16 protein-coding genes are annotated in these 16,538 nt (G+C 30.4%); 9 read left to right on the top strand and 7 right to left on the bottom strand.

Features of this window, described 5'->3' with window-relative positions; genetic code table 11:
* Positions 1-47: 47 nt before the first annotated feature.
* Both Q0C58_RS11240 and glyA read right to left on the bottom strand, forming a co-directional pair.
* Complete coding sequence (locus Q0C58_RS11240) at positions 48-1,760, bottom strand: FG-GAP-like repeat-containing protein (RefSeq protein ID WP_290701528.1); 1,713 nt, start codon at positions 1,758-1,760, stop codon at positions 48-50.
* 55 nt (positions 1,761-1,815) lie between these two features.
* Positions 1,816-3,090 (bottom strand): serine hydroxymethyltransferase, encoded by a 1,275-nt coding sequence (glyA, locus tag Q0C58_RS11235; protein ID WP_290701525.1) that lies wholly within the window; start codon positions 3,088-3,090, stop codon positions 1,816-1,818.
* A gap of 142 nt (positions 3,091-3,232) precedes the next feature.
* Here glyA and fahA point away from each other — a divergent pair, with 142 nt between their 5' ends.
* The 3 genes from fahA (at position 3,233) to Q0C58_RS11220 (ending at position 8,440) form a co-directional block, all read left to right on the top strand.
* Positions 3,233-4,525 carry a fumarylacetoacetase gene (gene fahA / locus Q0C58_RS11230; RefSeq protein WP_290701524.1) on the top strand — a complete coding sequence of 431 codons (1,293 nt, stop codon included), beginning with the start codon at positions 3,233-3,235 and terminating at the stop codon, positions 4,523-4,525.
* A gap of 202 nt (positions 4,526-4,727) precedes the next feature.
* Complete coding sequence (locus Q0C58_RS11225) at positions 4,728-7,085, top strand: hypothetical protein (protein ID WP_290701522.1); 2,358 nt, start codon at positions 4,728-4,730, stop codon at positions 7,083-7,085.
* Positions 7,086-7,258: 173 nt separating this feature from the next.
* Positions 7,259-8,440, top strand: coding sequence for a hypothetical protein (locus Q0C58_RS11220; protein ID WP_290701520.1), 1,182 nt, complete (start codon positions 7,259-7,261; stop codon positions 8,438-8,440).
* A gap of 34 nt (positions 8,441-8,474) precedes the next feature.
* On the opposite strand, the gene Q0C58_RS11215 is transcribed toward Q0C58_RS11220, so the two are convergent.
* Positions 8,475-9,299, bottom strand: a complete 825-nt coding sequence (locus Q0C58_RS11215; RefSeq protein ID WP_290701517.1) for a hypothetical protein — start codon at positions 9,297-9,299, stop codon at positions 8,475-8,477.
* Positions 9,300-9,486: 187 nt separating this feature from the next.
* Positions 9,487-9,735, bottom strand: coding sequence for a DUF2007 domain-containing protein (locus Q0C58_RS11210; protein ID WP_290701515.1), 249 nt, complete (start codon positions 9,733-9,735; stop codon positions 9,487-9,489).
* A 208-nt stretch (positions 9,736-9,943) separates the two neighbouring features.
* Between Q0C58_RS11210 and Q0C58_RS11205 the strand changes: the two genes are divergently transcribed.
* From Q0C58_RS11205 to Q0C58_RS11195, 3 genes are all read left to right on the top strand, one after another.
* Positions 9,944-10,219 (top strand): zinc-ribbon domain-containing protein, encoded by a 276-nt coding sequence (locus tag Q0C58_RS11205; protein WP_290701511.1) that lies wholly within the window; start codon positions 9,944-9,946, stop codon positions 10,217-10,219.
* Between the two features lie 294 nt (positions 10,220-10,513).
* Positions 10,514-10,678, top strand: a complete 165-nt coding sequence (locus Q0C58_RS11200) for a hypothetical protein (RefSeq protein ID WP_290701508.1) — start codon at positions 10,514-10,516, stop codon at positions 10,676-10,678.
* Positions 10,620-10,826 (top strand): hypothetical protein, encoded by a 207-nt coding sequence (locus tag Q0C58_RS11195; RefSeq protein WP_290701505.1) that lies wholly within the window; start codon positions 10,620-10,622, stop codon positions 10,824-10,826. The genes Q0C58_RS11200 and Q0C58_RS11195 overlap by 59 nt, the downstream gene beginning before the upstream one ends.
* Before the next feature lie 6 nt (positions 10,827-10,832).
* On the opposite strand, the gene Q0C58_RS11190 is transcribed toward Q0C58_RS11195, so the two are convergent.
* From Q0C58_RS11190 to pheT, 3 genes are all read right to left on the bottom strand, one after another.
* Positions 10,833-11,021 carry a hypothetical protein gene (locus Q0C58_RS11190; protein WP_290701502.1) on the bottom strand — a complete coding sequence of 63 codons (189 nt, stop codon included), beginning with the start codon at positions 11,019-11,021 and terminating at the stop codon, positions 10,833-10,835.
* A 74-nt stretch (positions 11,022-11,095) separates the two neighbouring features.
* On the bottom strand, positions 11,096-11,938 hold the full coding sequence (locus tag Q0C58_RS11185) for a phosphatase PAP2 family protein (protein WP_290701498.1): 843 nt from the start codon (positions 11,936-11,938) through the stop codon (positions 11,096-11,098).
* Between the two features lie 6 nt (positions 11,939-11,944).
* Positions 11,945-14,371 (bottom strand): phenylalanine--tRNA ligase subunit beta, encoded by a 2,427-nt coding sequence (gene pheT / locus Q0C58_RS11180; RefSeq protein ID WP_290701495.1) that lies wholly within the window; start codon positions 14,369-14,371, stop codon positions 11,945-11,947.
* Positions 14,372-14,615: 244 nt separating this feature from the next.
* Between pheT and Q0C58_RS11175 the strand changes: the two genes are divergently transcribed.
* From Q0C58_RS11175 to Q0C58_RS11165, 3 genes are all read left to right on the top strand, one after another.
* On the top strand, positions 14,616-14,810 hold the full coding sequence (locus Q0C58_RS11175; protein WP_290701492.1) for a hypothetical protein: 195 nt from the start codon (positions 14,616-14,618) through the stop codon (positions 14,808-14,810).
* Between the two features lie 22 nt (positions 14,811-14,832).
* Positions 14,833-15,621: a hypothetical protein gene (locus tag Q0C58_RS11170; protein ID WP_290701489.1), complete on the top strand. Its 789-nt coding sequence runs from the start codon at positions 14,833-14,835 to the stop codon at positions 15,619-15,621.
* Between the two features lie 104 nt (positions 15,622-15,725).
* On the top strand, positions 15,726-16,538 hold an 813-nt coding region (locus tag Q0C58_RS11165), incomplete at its 3' end, for a TlpA family protein disulfide reductase (RefSeq protein ID WP_290701487.1).

Raw genomic sequence — 16,538 nt, 5'->3', positions numbered from 1 at the left:
ACCATTCTTAAGAATGGTCTCTTTTATTCATTTTACTAAATATTTTTTTACTGTAATACAACTTTCTTAGTTGTTAAATTTCCAGCTTCATCTTTTGTACTAAATAAGTAAACACCTTTAGGATAGTTACTAATATCTACTTTGTTTTTTGTTGTAGTTATTGTTTTATTAACTAATTGCTTGCCCAAAATATTAAATATAGTAAGATTTAAATCAGATTTTAAACTCTTAATCATTACTACTCCATTTGTTGGATTTGGATGAATACTAAATTTAACCATTTGATCTAATGAATCGGTAGACAACGTACTTCCTTCTATAATATTTAGTGTTTGGTTAACAGCTACATTAGTAAGGATATCTATGGTACCACTTGGCCATGTAACTTTTACATAATCGGCAAAAGTATCTGCACCTAAACCTATTATTTCTGTATTAGAATTCTGCGAAATATAACCTTCTCCACAAAGCGTGTAACGAAATTGGCTGCTACCATTACTAGCAACTTCTATTTTAGAACCAATACCGTCTTTGTTGCTTAGGGTGCCTTCTAATTTTACTTTTAAATAGTTATTAGTATTTGTTGTAGTATTTTCCCATAGAAAGTAGTTCTCTGTGTCATTCATAACCACAATATCTGATAACCCATCATTATTAAAATCACCAATTGCATTTGCATAACTCACTCTATTGTCGTTAGCAAAACCGATACCTGAAGGAATACTAAAATTATTAGAACCATCATTTTCGTAAAAAGCAGATGGAAGCATATTTGAACCCGCTTCAATCATACTACTAACGTATAAATCTAAATCATTATCATTATCAGCATCTAAAAACACAGATCCCCAAGCAATAGAGTTCATTTCTGTTCCAACACTTGGAGAGACATTAGAAAAAACACCATTTCCATTATTTCTAAGCAAGTAGTTTCCAGCTGTAGTGTTTGTTACATAAATATCAAACCATCCATCGTTATCGTAGTCACCAATAGTTGTAGACATGGCATTAATATAAACACCTGCTCCACTAGTAAACGAGACATCTGTAAATACACCATTTCCATTATTTTGATATAGTCTGTTTCCGTTTTCAGGTCTATCGTTAGCAACATAGATATCTTGATCACCATCATTATCATAATCAAAAAATACAGAACAAAATGTTAACTCGCTATCTAAATTTATACCTGCGGACACAGTAGTATCAGTAAAAGTTCCATTTCCATTATTTCTATATAAATAATTATGTTGATTAGAATTTGTTTGATCTCTATTCGAAATAAAAGCATCTAAATGACCATCATTATCAATATCTCCAAAAGAAATACCGTAAGTAAATAAATTACTAGTAAAAAAACCTATAGTTGATGTAACATCTGTAAAAGTTAAACCTCCTTCATTTCTGTAGTATCTGTTAAAGCCCGAAATACTTGTAGCCATAAGATCTTTATCGCCATCGTTATCGTAATCCACCCAAAGTACTTGTTTAACTCTTTGGTCATTTACTATACCTAAATCAACTTCTGTGAAAATTCCATTATTATTTTGAAAGAACTTTAACTGTTCTCCATTAGTTGTCGAATACGTTAAATCGTCCCAGCCATCATTATTAAAATCGCAAAACGAAACTCCTCCGCCAAAAAAGGAAGACCCATAGGTATAACCCACTCCTTTTAGGGTAGCACTATCTTGAAACGACAATTGACCATAACTAAAAACTACAGAAAGAATAGTCAATAATGTAAAGACTTTATGCATATAAAAATTGATTTTTTTTACCAATATATTAATTTTAGTTAAAAAAAATAACATATTACATCTTAAACAACGGTAAACCATTCATCATATCATTTACCTTAGTTGCAACAGCTTCAAGTACAGCTTCATCTTCATGATTGTTTATTACTTGATCTATTAAATCTACAATGGTTTGCATTTCATTCTCTTTTAAACCACGTGTTGTAATTGCAGCAGTACCAATTCTAATTCCTGAAGTTACAAATGGCGACTTATCATCAAAAGGCACCATGTTTTTATTAACCGTAATATCTGCCTTTACAAGCGCTTGTTCAGCTTCTTTTCCTGTAATATTTTTGTTTCTTAAATCTATAAGCATCATGTGGTTATCTGTACCACCAGAAATAATTTTATAATCTTTAGCTACAAAAGCTTTAGCCATTACATCGGCATTCTTTTTAACTTGAAGCATATAGTGCATAAATTCATCTGTAAGTGCTTCACCAAAAGCAATTGCTTTAGCAGCAATAATGTGCTCTAAAGGACCGCCTTGATTTCCTGGAAACACACCAGAATCTAGCAAAGAAGACATTTTACGTAAGTTTCCGTTTTTTAGTTTAATACCAAATGGATTTTCAAAATCATTTCCCATTAAAATTAATCCACCTCTTGGTCCACGAAGTGTTTTGTGGGTTGTAGTGGTTACAATATGACAATGCGGAATAGGATCGTTTAAAATACCTTTTGCTATTAGTCCAGAAGGATGTGAAATATCACCAAAAAGAATTGCTCCAACACTGTCTGCTATTGCACGAAAACGCTTAAAGTCTATATCTCTTGAATATGCAGAAGCTCCAGCGATAATCATTTGTGGTTTTTCGCGAGTAGCAATTTCTTGAATTTTGTCGTAATTTAAAACACCTGTTGTTTCCTCAACGCCATAAAATACAGGGTTATACAATTTTCCGGAAAAATTTACTGGAGAACCATGTGTTAAGTGTCCACCATGAGACAAATCGAAACCTAGAATTTTATCACCTGGCTTTAAACACGCATGATAAACAGCTGTATTTGCCTGACTACCAGAATGCGGTTGCACATTAGCATAAACTGCTCCAAATAATGTTTTTGCACGTTCAATAGCGATAGTTTCTACTTCATCTACAACTTCACAACCTCCATAATAACGTTTACCAGGATAACCTTCGGCATATTTATTAGTTAAAACAGAACCTGCAGCTTCCATTACTTGGTCACTTACAAAGTTTTCAGACGCAATTAACTCTAAACCATTTAATTGTCTTTGTTTTTCAGCTTGAATTAATTCAAATATTTGTTCGTCGCGTTGCATAGATTTATGTTTTATTATTTTCGCAAAAGCGAAAAACTATTTATAGTTAAAAATTTATCAAAAATAAGAAATAAGCTTTGTAAATAATTGAAAAAACATATATTTACTTAGAATTTATAAACAACAAATCAACAATTAACATATGCCATTATCAGCAAATAATCCAGATAGAAAATCGTGGTTGCACGTCGATAAGAATTCAGACTTTCCAATACAAAATATTCCTTTTGGAGTTTTTTTAACAAGAGATGATATTATTACCATTGGAACTCGAATTGGAGATACAGCTATAGATTTAGGAGCTTTACACCAGTTAGGTTATTTTAAAGATATTCCTTTAACTGATGATATTTTTCTTCAAGATACATTAAACGATTTTATTGCAGATGGTCGTAAAACGTGGCGTTTAGTAAGAAATAGAATTGCTGAAATTTTCGATGATGAAAACGAAAAACTAAAAGGAAACCTTAAACACAAGGAAGCTGTGTTATTTCGTTTAGATGAAATTGAAATGCAATTACCAGTACAAATTGGTGATTATACAGATTTTTATTCTAGCATAGAACATGCAACAAATGTTGGTACCATGTTTAGAGATCCAGATAATGCTTTATTACCAAACTGGTTACACATACCTGTTGGATATCATGGTAGAAGTAGTTCTGTAATTCCTTCTGGAATTCCAGTACATAGACCAAAAGGTCAAACTTTACCAGCAGGAGAAATACAACCTGTTTTTGGACCAAGTAAGCTCGTAGATTTTGAGTTAGAAATGGCTTTTATTACTACAGATGCTAACGATTTAGGAGAGCCTATTCCAATTGAAGAGGCCGAAGAATATATTTTTGGATTAGTATTATTTAACGATTGGTCTGCTAGAGACATTCAAAAATGGGAATACGTGCCATTAGGACCATTTTTAGCAAAAAGTTTTGCGTCTTCTATATCGCCTTGGATTGTTACTTTAGATGCCTTAGAGCCTTATCGTGTTGAAAGCCCAAAGCCATTAAAAAAGCAATTAGAGTATTTACAACAAACAGGAAAGAGAAGTTTCGATATTAATTTAGAAGTTTCTATACAACCAGAAAAAGCAAAAGAAACTGTTGTAAGTCGTTCAAATTTTAAACATATGTATTGGAGTATGGCGCAACAATTAACACACCATACAGTAAATGGTTGTCCAGTAAACTCTGGAGACATGATGGGAAGTGGTACTATTTCTGGACCAACACCAGATTCTTACGGTTCTATGTTAGAGTTGAGTTGGAGAGGAGAAAAACCTGTAACATTAAACGATGGTAGTGAACGTAAATTTATTAATGATAACGATACTGTAATAATGCGTGGTTATTGCGAGAAAGATGGAACACGAATTGGTTTTGGTGAAGTTTCTACCAAATTGTTACCAGTTTTTAATCCTAAAAAAAGCAAATAAAAGTTTAATATCTCATTTATTAGATTAAATGAATACGTTGCGCATTTTAATGTGTTTTAATATTGAAGATAAATTGTTAACACATGGCATTGTTGCTAGTGCAGTTATTGTTGATATTATTATTATGAAAGCCATTAATGTTTTAGTATAAATTGATTATTTAGTTTAAAAACACTATTTTTAATATTAAAACACATAAATTATGCGCTATATTCTTTTAATGATTACGTTTATTTTTACACAATTTAGCAATAGTCAAACTAATCAAAGTGTATTTCCAATTACTGAAGATAACGATTATTTTCATAATTATAATATTGAAAATTTCTATTTACATACCAACAAAAGCTTATATTTCGCAGGAGAAAGTGTTTTTTTAAAAGCTTATGTTGTTAATGAATCTAGTAACAAACCTAATCTAGAGACTAAAAACCTTCATGTTAATCTATATGATTTTAATAATCAATTAGTATTTAGCACTCTCTTTTTTGTACAAAACGGAAAGTCTTATGGTTCTATTAAACTGCCAAAAGATTTAAAATCCGGAGAATACACGCTTCAATTAAATACGCAATGGAATAGAAACTTCAAAAAAGGTTCTAATTTCCCAATTACAATTCAGAATATAGATAATCCAGTTACTAGTTTTAAAACTACAGATTCAATTAATAACACTTCAATAACATTTTTTGCAGAAGGTGGTAGTCTATTAAAAGATGTTAAAAACACTATTTACTTTAAAGTAAAAACAGATAATAATCAAAATATTATTGGTAGAATAGTTGATGCAAAAACCAATGAAGAAGTTTCCAAAATATATAAAGTTAATAGCTTTTATGGTAAGAGTAACTTCACTTATAATTCTAATTTTATCGCTGTGCTTGATATAGATGGTAAGGAACAAAAAATAATTTTGCCAAATGCAAATACTAGTGGTTTTGTATTACAAAAAATTAATGATAATAATCCTAACTCTATTTCTTTTGATTTGATAACAAATCTTGAAACTATAAAAAATAAAAAAAATAAATTTGTACAAGTTGTGCTTCATAAAAAAGGTTTAAAAAGTAGAACTGCTAAATTTACACTATCTGAAACAGCACTGAATTATAATATAAATTTTCCAAAATCTGATATTTACGAGGGTTATAATACGGTTACAGTGTTTGATGATAAAAACAATATACTAACCGAAAGACCTTTTTATTACAAAAGAGAAAATAAAATAGAGCTCTCTGCAGAAACAGTTGCCCAAACTAAAGATTCTGCTACTTTAGACATTAAGTTAGCTAACATATATAACCCTACAAATATTAGTATTAGTGTGTTACATGAAGACAGTCAAGTAATAGATTATAATTCACAGATCACTAAATCACTACTCAGCGAAAATTACAATAAAGAATTAAAAGAAGATTTAGATATTTATTTTCAAGACAATGAAACTAATTTTTTAAATAAGTTAATAGCTAATAAAAAAATATTATTTAAAGAAGAAAGAGGTTTGACACTAAAAGGCCATGTAAACACAAAACTAGAAAACCCTACAGATTATAAAGTAACCATAGCAAACAGTAAAAAACTATTAGAAAGCCCTTTAGACTCTGAAAAAAATTTTCAATTTAATCATTTACTTATAACGCACCCTTCAGAATTTGCATTATTATTATTAAATAAAGAAGAACAGCCAGAAAATTCTCAATTTTACATTTATGATACCTTTGTAAATTACAGCGCAGAAAACACTCTAGAGAAGTCTAACATAATCAATAGCGAAAAAACAAAAATAACAGCATCAAAACCAATAATAAATAACAATGTAAATTTCCCATTATTTAAAGATGTTGAAAAATTAAGAGAAGTAGTTTTAGAGGGTTCAGAAACAAAACAAAAGAAAAGAATTAAAGAAATAAAAAAAGACAATCCGTTTCTAGTAATAAATAAAGGTTCCACTAAAGATTATTTAATAGATCCTGAAAAAGATTTTCTTACACTAGGACAATACTTGCAAAACAGAATAACTGGTTTAAGAGTTATTTATAAAGGACCTAGAATAATTGTATATAATTATAGAGGAAATGGGTCTATAAGTCTAGCCACAGATTTAATTAAAATAGTTCTAGATGGTATTGAGCTTTCTCAAGGAAGAGATGATAATGTATATGGTATAAGCATAGGTAATAGAAGTATTCAAGATTTTGAGTTAATATCTGTTAACCTAAGCGGTCTTGGTAACGGTATAACTGCCGAAAATGGTGTGGTAAATTTAATAAGTAGAAGAGGAAGATCCTTTACTAATATTAAAGACGGCTCATCTGCCTATAAAACAAGTAATGGGTTTTCTCAAAACAACGAAAGTATTAATGATAATAATTTATCATACCCAAGTCAAGCATCAGAAAACGCTTACAGTGCCATAGATTGGATTCCTAATGTTACGCTTACACCAAACAACTCAAACATTATAAAAATAAAGAAACCTCAAGGCGAAAATGTTAAGTTAATTATTAATGGCATTAGTGATAATGGAGATTTAATATATAAAGCTATAGATTTATAAAAATCATGAAAAACTAGTGCTTTGAAAATTAAAATATAGAATTATTTTGTGATTAATATTTAAGAATATTAAAACATAAAAAGCCTTTAAACACATAGCGTTTAAAGGTTTTTTGTGTTTTGGCACGCTATTTGAATTTATACTTATAGTATAAACCCATAAAACACAAGAAGATGAAAAAATTTACACTATTTACAGTAGTTCTTCTAATACTAACATCTTGTGTTGGAAGAAAGCAAATTGAAAAGCAACTACACTCTGGCAATTATGACCAGGCTATTAGTAATGCGCTTAAAAAGTTAGAACATAACAAAGACAAAAAGCGTAAGCAAGATTACATTGTTATGTTACAAGATGCATTTTATAAAGTAGTTGAAGAAAACCATAGTTCTATTAACCATTTAAAAAAAGATGGCAATGTAGAGCAGTATCAAAACATTTTTGATATCTATTTAGATTTAGAAGATAGACAACGTGCTATAAAAGCAGTAATGCCTTTACATATTAATGGACAATTATTGACTTTAAACTTTAACGACTATACAAATTCTATAGTTGAATATAGAGCAAAAGTTTCTAACTATAAATACGATACTGCTGTTACTTTAATGCAAAGCGACAACAAAATTGATAATAGAACCGCTTTTAAAACACTTAACTATATAGAAAGTATTAATACTAACTTTAAAGATGTAAGACAACTAATGGATGTTGCACATCATCAAGGTACAGATTATGTAATTGTAGATATAGAGAACCAAACACAGCAAATAATACCTGCTAGTTTACAAAGCGATTTGTTAAATTTTAACACTTACGGATTAAACGACTTATGGACAGTTTATCACGCAAATGCAAGCCAAGAAATTGAATACGATTATGCTATGGCTTTACAGTTAAAAAGAATTAATGTATCTCCAGAACGTATTACAGAAACGCAAATACTCAGAAAAAAGAATATTGTAGATGGTTGGGAATACGTTTTAGATACTAATGGAAATGTTGTTAAAGATAGTCTTGGAAACGATATTAAGCAAGATAAAATAATTACAGCTAAAGCGAGGTTTAACGAGTTTAACCAGTTTAAATCTACTCAAGTTATTGCAAGAGTTGTGTATAGCGACTTAAAGCAAAATCAAGTTTTAGAAAGCTTTCCAATAGATAGCGAGTTTGTTTTCGATAACTTTTATGCAACTGTAAAAGGAGATAAAAGAGCTTTAACTACAGAAGATAGAGTGGTTCTAAAAAACAGAAGACTACGTTTTCCAAGTAACGAGCAAATGGTTTTCGATACAGGAGAAGACCTTAAACTAAAACTAAAAGATATTATTACGCGATATAGCTTTAGAAGTTAGAAATAAAAAACTCCTAAAGTGATTTGGGAGTTTTTTATATAAAATCGATATATTTCATCCAACCTGAAGCATTTTCTGTAATATAACTAATCAACTCTTTAGCTGTCTCTGAAGATACAGACTCAAGAAATTTCTTTATGTATGAGCCAGATTTTTTCTTTTCTTTTTCATTAGTTGTATTGTCTTTAACTTTGTTAAAAGACTCATATAATTGGTTTTTCTCTTTTTCATTTCTAGAAAAATCTGAAATCAAAGTCAAAAGCCTTTCATCAACATTTGAAATATTTATTGCGTCATTAATTGTATTACCAATAAATTGACTACCATTTGAATAATAATTTTGATTATTAGAAACAGAGTCTTGATTTGTGGAAGAAATAAAAAATTGATTACTTTTTGCACTCAAAAGATTAGTAACATTCCTTAAATACTTGACTTCATCTTTGAGAAATGAATTTTCTACTTTGGCTATATCAATCTGTCTATTGAAGTTATTTATTTGATTTTTCAACTTTAGAATGATTATATCAGATTCATCACTTGTAACAGATTTATCTGTATCAATAGTTATAACTTCATCTTTATTATACAAGAAATCTATATAGTCATCAAACCAATCCTTTAACGTTAATTCATCTATATCATCTGAAGAATCAAATGAAATATTTATTCCCTCATCAACCTCTTCAATATTCAATTTAATTGAAGTTTTTCTACTCTCAGATACAAAGCTAGAAAAATACGATAGGTATTGAATTACAGCATTTTTCACAAAATCATCAAGTTTTAAAAAGGTATATCGATTCAATTTTTCAGAAATATTTTTAATTGCTATTTCTGCTTTTTCTTTAGCAATCATCAATTCGCTATTCTTTTTGTGCAGTACGTTGTTAGATTTTAACCTAATATTATTGTTCTTATATAAACTCAAAGTTAGTAATGAGAGAATTGTTATTAGTATTGTACTGAGAATTGTTATGAGATCATCAAAGTTAAAATATTCCATGCGTCTATTTAAATTTTAAAAATAATAAAAATACTTAAAATCAAGCAAACCTTCCTGAATCCATTTCACCGCGAACCGTTTCTACAATTCGCACTGCTTTATCTGTTTCGCTTTCGTGAACATAAATTTCTGGTAAAGAAGGTAATGCAGTTCCAAAACCAGCTAAGCGTCCAGATTCTGTTTCGTCTTTAATTATAGGATTAATTCCAGCATCTTCAAGACGCAGTTTTATTACCTGAATTATTATAGTATTACCTGTGTAAATCTTAATGTATTTAGTGTCTGACATAGCTATTTGTTTTAAAAATCTTATACTTAAATATACGAAATAAAAAGTATAATCTCACAAAAAAAATCAACTTTAAGTTTATTTTAAGAGCCTTATAATTAACTTTTTAAGTGTTACATTTTTAATAATATAAGGATACCGTTGTTTTTGTCTTTTAGCAAAAAAATTATAGTTAGATTTTATTTATTTTTGAAGAGAACAAATAACTATGATTTTTTTCTTTGAAACCCACTCAAATCCTATTGGACAAAGACGGTTAAATAATACTACTTGTCCACATTGCCAAACGCTAGATTCTTTTATCTCTGCTACTTTTGGTAGCTACGCGCACTTTTTCTGGATTCCAATATTTCCAATAAGTAAATCTAGAGTTGCCGAATGTTCTCACTGTAAAAAAACGTATACTAAAAATGAGTTTACAGATCAAATGCTTAGAAGTCTTGAAAAGGAAGACAGTATTAACCAATCTAAACGTCCAATATGACATGGTTGCGGTTGCTTAATTATTGCTGCCTTTGTTTTATTATCCTTAATCTCAGGAACAATTGCTACTATATTTGGTGGAGATACAATAGATGCTGTAAACGATATTAGAAAAGAACAATTAAAAGTTGATAAAGAACGAGTAACTTCAAATTTATCTTTTGAAACAGATTCTATCTCTTTTCAAGTACAGCAGTGTGTTAATTTATTGATAGAAGGTATTGATACTAAAAAAATTAAATATGCAGCAACAATAAAGAATAATAAATTAATGCTGATTCTAAAAGTGTCTGACATGAAAAAAATTGTAAAATCCTCTCGTAAAGAGTTGGTTTATTCTGTAGAAGAATGTCTTGAGAGTTTAGATTATACATCGCTTACAGAGCATTATATTGCTGTAGATGGAAACTGGAATATGCTTTTGGTTAAAAACACCTTATGGTTCAAATTTAGTTGGTAAATATGCAAATGAAGACTTGTTACTTAGTTTCTATGGTCAAGAAAAAGATAATAACCTAATAAACTCTAGAGCTACCAAATCAGATAGCGATAACGAATTAAGGTTTGAGAGAGTTGATGGAATTGAAATAGAAGAAGAAACCGATTAATTAATCTTATTCTGCACTAAGGTAATTGTAAATACGGTAAGCACCATACCCAATAAATGCAACAGCAAGTATTAACCTAAAGTTACCATAGCTAATACTGTCACTAAAAAAGTGATTATAAATTCTGTAAGAACCTATACCTAAAAAGGCTATTCCTGCGACTAAACTCCAAATGCTTTTTTGTTGAGGTTGCATAGTTTAATTAAAAATTGTATTGGCTAATAAACAAAAAAAGAGGATCATTTAATCTTTTTTTGTTTATTAATTTATTAAAAAGTTCCAGTAAACCCTATTTGGTTACCTGAAAAAGTAACGTTCCATGAAATGTTTTTCTCTTTTTTGTAATTATAAGCATTAGAATTAAATAAAAACTTATCTATACTGTCTACAACTACAATACTTAATACAGCTCCAATTCCAACATCTGTTAGCCAATGTTTACCTGCAAATAATCTAGAGACAGGAGCAATAGATCCTAAAGAGTAAACAGCAATTTTAGACCAAGTGTTATCAAACTGTTTTGCTATAGCATGTGCCATTGTAACAGATAAAACAGTATGTCCAGAAGGAAACGAATGAAATTCTGCTTCTTGAGACCAAAACCTAAACTCATTACTTTTAAAGCCGTTTAGTGGTCGAGCGCGACCAAAAGCAGTTTTACTAACACTTTGTATTACACCTGTGGTAAAAGAGGATGCAATAATTAAAACACTTAATTTTCTTAAATTTTCATTTTTGGTAAATAAACCATAGCCATAGAGACTGGCATTAGCAATAAAATATACTTGAGGACTACCAAAACGAGTCCCTACTTCTTGAAAAATTTCTGGTGGTTTTTGGCGCACAAAATAAGCGCTTGTTTCATCATCTACTGTGTATAGAGCAGCAGCGCTAAATAATACAGTTCCCAAAGTTGTAAAATCTTTTTTTTGCCAATGAAAAGGTCTTGTGAAAGAGTGTTTTACTCCTAGAACAGCTTGTTTAGCATCATGTAGGAATAATTGTTTTATGGACGAAGTATCTTTTGATTTTTTAGTCTCAATGCCTTGAGCACTAGCTTTAAAAACAAAGAGTAAAATAACTACAAAAAATATTTTCTTATAAAACGCCATAATAATTTATCTTAATTCAGCTCCTAATTTACTTTCAAAATTATTTTGAAGCTTATTCATTATTTTGTCTATCACTTTGTCTGTAAGTGTTTTATGTTCATCTTGAAACATAAAACTTACAGCATAACTCTTTTTGCCATTTGGTAAGTTTTTACCTTGGTAAACATCAAAGAGATTTACGTTTTTAAGTAGTTGTTTTTCCGTTTGTTTTGCAATGGTGTGTATGTTTTCAAACGTTATTTTATCATCTAATAATAAAGCAAAATCTCTTCGTACTTCTGGATATTTTTGTATGGCTGTAAACTTAATTTTATTACGTTTTGCAACTTCAATAATATTATCCCAATTAAAATCGGCAAAAAACACATCTTGAGTAACGTCAAAATGTTTAGTAATTTTACTCTTTATAATACCAAAATCTACTAAAACTGTTTGTCCTTGACTGTATTGTATGCCTTCAGAAAACACATCGTTTTTCACAGGTGTTGCTCTGTAGCGAGTAATACCTAAACGCGCTAGAGCAGACTCAACAGTTCCTTTTAATAAATAAAAATCTCCTTTTTGTTGAGGAGACGTCCAACTCTCTTGCGTTTTATTTCCAGTTATAAATAAAGTAAGGTGCTTGTATTCTTCACGTTTACTATTATAATCGTGGTATGTTTTTCCAAATTCAAAAAACTTTAAATCACTACGCCTTCTATTTACGTTATAAGACACAGCTTCTAAACCAGAGAATAATAACGACTGTCTCATAACCGATAAATCGTTACTTAATGGGTTTAGCATTGTAATGTTATGTTCTTCTTTAAGTTGCTCGCTAAGCGTAATATAATTAGGTGTGGTTAGCGAATTTGCCATAATCTCATAAAAACCTTGAGAAACTAATTGGTTACCTACAACATTCTGTAGTTTATGATCTTCAAATTTTGAAGAATTTGAAATAGAAGCGTTAAGTTTTGTCGTAGTTTTAATGTTATTGTAACCATAAACACGTAAGATTTCTTCTATAACATCAGCTTCACGTTGTACATCGTTTCTGTAAGCAGGAATAGTTAAACCTAAACCAGTTTCTGTAACATTATTTACTTTAATTTCTAGAGAAGATAAAATACTTTTTATTGTTTCTTTCGGGATTTCTTGTCCAATAAGTTTTGTTACTTTATCGAATGTAATATGTACTTGAAAGTCTTCAATTTTGGTAGAATACGCATCAGAAATATCGCTTGTAATTTCTCCACCAGCAACTTCTTTAATTAAAATTGCAGCGCGTTTTAGCGCGTACTCTGTAATGTTTGGGTCTATACCACGTTCAAACCTAAAAGAAGCATCAGTATTTAAAGCATGACGCTTAGCTGTTTTTCTAACACTTACAGGATTAAAATAAGCACTTTCTAAGAAAATGGCATTTGTATTCTCAGACACACCAGAGTCTAATCCACCAAAAACACCTGCAATACAAAGTGGTTTTTCGGCATCACAAATCATTAAGTCATCTTCATGTAATTCGCGTTCAACGCCATCTAAAGTGGTAAATTTTGTGCCTTTTGCTACTGTTTTTACCTCAATTTTATTACCTGTAATTTTATTAGCATCAAAAGCATGAAGTGGCTGCCCTAATTCATGCAAGACATAATTAGTTGCATCTACAATATTGTTTATTGGCGATAAGCCAATAGCTTTTAATCTGTGCTGCATCCAAGAAGGCGACTCGGCAACTTTAACTCCAGAAATAGTAACACCACAATATCTTGGTGCTAATTCTTTGTTCATTACTTCAACATCAACTTTAAGTGAGCGACTATCTACGTGAAAAGCACTAACAGAAGGTGTTATTAATTCAAGGTTAATGTCTTTATGTTGTAAACCAGCTTTTAAATCGCGAGCAGTACCAAAATGGCTCATAGCATCAGCTCTATTTGGTGTTAAACCAATTTCAAAAACCTGATCATTTTCAATTTTAAATAAATCGGCACAAGGAGTTCCAATAATAGTATCTGTTGGTAAAACCATAATACCATCGTGAGATTTTCCTAATCCTAATTCGTCTTCAGCGCAAATCATTCCAAAGCTTTCCTCACCACGTATTTTACCTTTTTTAATAGTCCAAGCTTCACCTTCTTCGGTATATAAAGTTGTACCAATAGTAGCAATAGGTACTTTTTGTCCAGCAGCTACATTTGGTGCGCCACAAACAATTTGCACAGGCGTTTCTGTGCCAATATTTACAGTGGTAACTTTTAGCTTGTCTGCATTGCTATGTTGCACACAGGTTAAAACTTCTCCAACTACAACACCTTCTAAACCACCTTTAACGCTTTGGTAAGTGTTTAAACCTTCAACCTCCAGACCTAAGTCTGTAAGTAGTTCGCTAGTTTGTTCTGGTGACCAATCTGTTTTTATAAACTGTTTTAACCAGTTGTAAGAAATCTTCATTTATAACACGATTTAAGAGCACAAATATAACAATACTTAGCAGCTTTTTAGATTTTAATATCAGCTTTTATTACATTTTTAAAACCAAACTGTTTGCTAGATTATTTAATAATTTCAAGAAATAAGGTTGTTAATCTGTTAAAAAGGTTACTTAGTCCCTTTAGTCTGTTTTTTAGATGCTGTAAACCTAAACTTCTAATAAATTTTATATCTTGATAAATATAAATTATTAAACCTCAACCAAATGAAAACAATTTTTAGCATACTACTATTGGTAGTCTTATTGTCAGTGTCTTCTTGTAGAGATACAAAAGGAGAAGAAGCCACTCTAGAAGCTACAGAGCAAATAGAAACTATCGAAATAGAAACAGATAGTATTGTTAACGATCTAGAGCAAGAAGCAAAAGATTTAGAAAAAGCATTAGAAGAATTGAATTAAGAATTAAAAGACAACAATTAAAATGAAATATTTAAAAATAGTATTAGTATCCTTAGGGCTATTTATGTTTGCTACTCCACAGTCTGTTTTAGCACAAGAAGTAATTAAAGATAAAATAGAAGGAAAGGTTAAAGGTGATAAAAAAGCACGAAAAGCAGAAATGAAGGCCAAAAAGGAAAACCTTAAAGCCGAAATGCAGGAGAAGAAACAAGAATTGAAAGGTAAAAGAGACGAGCTTAAAACGGAAGTGCAAGAGAAAAAAGCCGAAATGAAAGCCAAAAGAGAAGGTCTTAAAGAAAGTCACGAAGGATTAAAGGAAGAAAGAGCAGAGTTAAAGGGAAAACGAGACGAGCTAAAAGCAGAAAAAGAAGGAATGAAACAGAAGCTTGAAAATGCATCTGACGAAGAAAAAGTAGGAATCATAGCAGAAATGAAAGCTAAGCGTGATGTTGTTAAAGAAAAGCGTGAAGCGCTTAAGGTAAAACGTGAAGCTTTTAAAGGCGATAAAAGTGAGTATAAAAAAGAACGTTTAGAAGCTGTTAAAGCAAGAGTAGCTAAAAGTAAAAATAGTTTTGAAAAAAGTAATCGTTTGGTAGCTAGTGGTAAAGATAAACTTACGGTTGCTAAAGAACGTTTTGAAAAGCAAAAAGCTGAAGGTAAGTTAACAGAAGAGCAAATTACGCAACGTGAAGCAAAATTTAAAAGAGTTGAAGAGAAGTTAGCTAAACATGAAAAATCTATACAAAGAAGTAAAGAAATGATTGAAAAAAAGTCAAAAAAATTAACTGAGCTTGAAGAAGTAAAAGAGTAATTTTCTAATTTTTTATAAAAGTTAAAAGGCATTGTTTAGGCAATGTCTTTTTTTTGTGAGTAAATTGTCGTTATTTCGACTACTTCAAAATAAAATTGTACAAAATGAAATATATAATTACTCTATTACTAGTCGCTTTATTATTTTCTTGTCAAGAGAAAAGCACACAAGAATTTCTTGCATTTGGTGATTACAGAGCAGAGTTGCAAATAAGTAAAACCGAAGTATTGCCATTTACTTTTAAAGTAAAAGATGCTAATAATTTAACTGTTTTTAATGCTGAAGAAAAAATAGAGGTTAATGAAATTGAATACAGAAATGACTCTGTATTTATAAACATGCCAGTTTTTGAAGCGCTTTTAGCAGCAAAAATTGAAAACCAAACACTTAATGGAAATTTTATAATAGAAGGTAAAGGTAGAGTAGTGCCTTTTACAGCTAAAAAAAGTAAAACACGTTTTAACGTTGAAGCTAAAGCAGAAGCAAACATTACAGGAAACTGGGAAACACTATTTAGTCCAGATACTGCAGAAGATAAATACATAGCAAAAGGTGTTTTTAAACAAAACGGAAACCAAGTAACTGGAACTTTTTTAACCGAAACTGGAGACTACCGTTTTCTTGAAGGTGTTGTAAATGGAACCGATTTAAAACTGTCAACCTTCGATGGAGCACATGCTTTTCTATTTACTGGAAAAGTAACAGACTCTACCATTAACGGAACCTTTTTCTCCGGGAACCACTGGAAAGAACCTTTTACTGCGAAGCGCAATGCTAATTATAAGTTGCCAAGCGCAAACGCGTTAACCTATTTAAACGAAGGTTATGATAGTTTAGCGTTTACATTTCCGGATGCAAACGGAAACCAAGTATCATTAACAGATGATAGATTTAAAAATAAAGTGGTTATTGTACAA

Origin of the sequence: Lacinutrix sp. (assembly GCF_023299985.1) — a bacterium.
Classification (GTDB): Bacteria; Bacteroidota; Bacteroidia; order Flavobacteriales; family Flavobacteriaceae; genus Lacinutrix.
Note: the sequence above shows the minus strand (reverse complement) of the source record. Positions and strands in the feature narration are given on the sequence as shown.

Bases quoted from the DNA above. Each gene is read 5' to 3' on its own strand.
- Q0C58_RS11240 (WP_290701528.1), bottom strand. From the start codon at position 1,760: ATGCATAAAGTCTTTACATTATTGACTATTCTTTCTGTAGTTTTTAGT.
- glyA (WP_290701525.1), bottom strand. From the start codon at position 3,090: ATGCAACGCGACGAACAAATATTTGAATTAATTCAAGCTGAAAAACAA.
- fahA (WP_290701524.1), top strand. From the start codon at position 3,233: ATGCCATTATCAGCAAATAATCCAGATAGAAAATCGTGGTTGCACGTC.
- Q0C58_RS11225 (WP_290701522.1), top strand. From the start codon at position 4,728: ATGCGCTATATTCTTTTAATGATTACGTTTATTTTTACACAATTTAGC.
- Q0C58_RS11220 (WP_290701520.1), top strand. From the start codon at position 7,259: ATGAAAAAATTTACACTATTTACAGTAGTTCTTCTAATACTAACATCT.
- Q0C58_RS11215 (WP_290701517.1), bottom strand. From the start codon at position 9,299: ATGATTGCTAAAGAAAAAGCAGAAATAGCAATTAAAAATATTTCTGAA.
- Q0C58_RS11210 (WP_290701515.1), bottom strand. From the start codon at position 9,735: ATGTCAGACACTAAATACATTAAGATTTACACAGGTAATACTATAATA.
- Q0C58_RS11205 (WP_290701511.1), top strand. From the start codon at position 9,944: ATGATTTTTTTCTTTGAAACCCACTCAAATCCTATTGGACAAAGACGG.
- Q0C58_RS11200 (WP_290701508.1), top strand. From the start codon at position 10,514: ATGAAAAAAATTGTAAAATCCTCTCGTAAAGAGTTGGTTTATTCTGTA.
- Q0C58_RS11195 (WP_290701505.1), top strand. From the start codon at position 10,620: ATGGAAACTGGAATATGCTTTTGGTTAAAAACACCTTATGGTTCAAAT.
- Q0C58_RS11190 (WP_290701502.1), bottom strand. From the start codon at position 11,021: ATGCAACCTCAACAAAAAAGCATTTGGAGTTTAGTCGCAGGAATAGCC.
- Q0C58_RS11185 (WP_290701498.1), bottom strand. From the start codon at position 11,938: ATGGCGTTTTATAAGAAAATATTTTTTGTAGTTATTTTACTCTTTGTT.
- pheT (WP_290701495.1), bottom strand. From the start codon at position 14,371: ATGAAGATTTCTTACAACTGGTTAAAACAGTTTATAAAAACAGATTGG.
- Q0C58_RS11175 (WP_290701492.1), top strand. From the start codon at position 14,616: ATGAAAACAATTTTTAGCATACTACTATTGGTAGTCTTATTGTCAGTG.
- Q0C58_RS11170 (WP_290701489.1), top strand. From the start codon at position 14,833: ATGAAATATTTAAAAATAGTATTAGTATCCTTAGGGCTATTTATGTTT.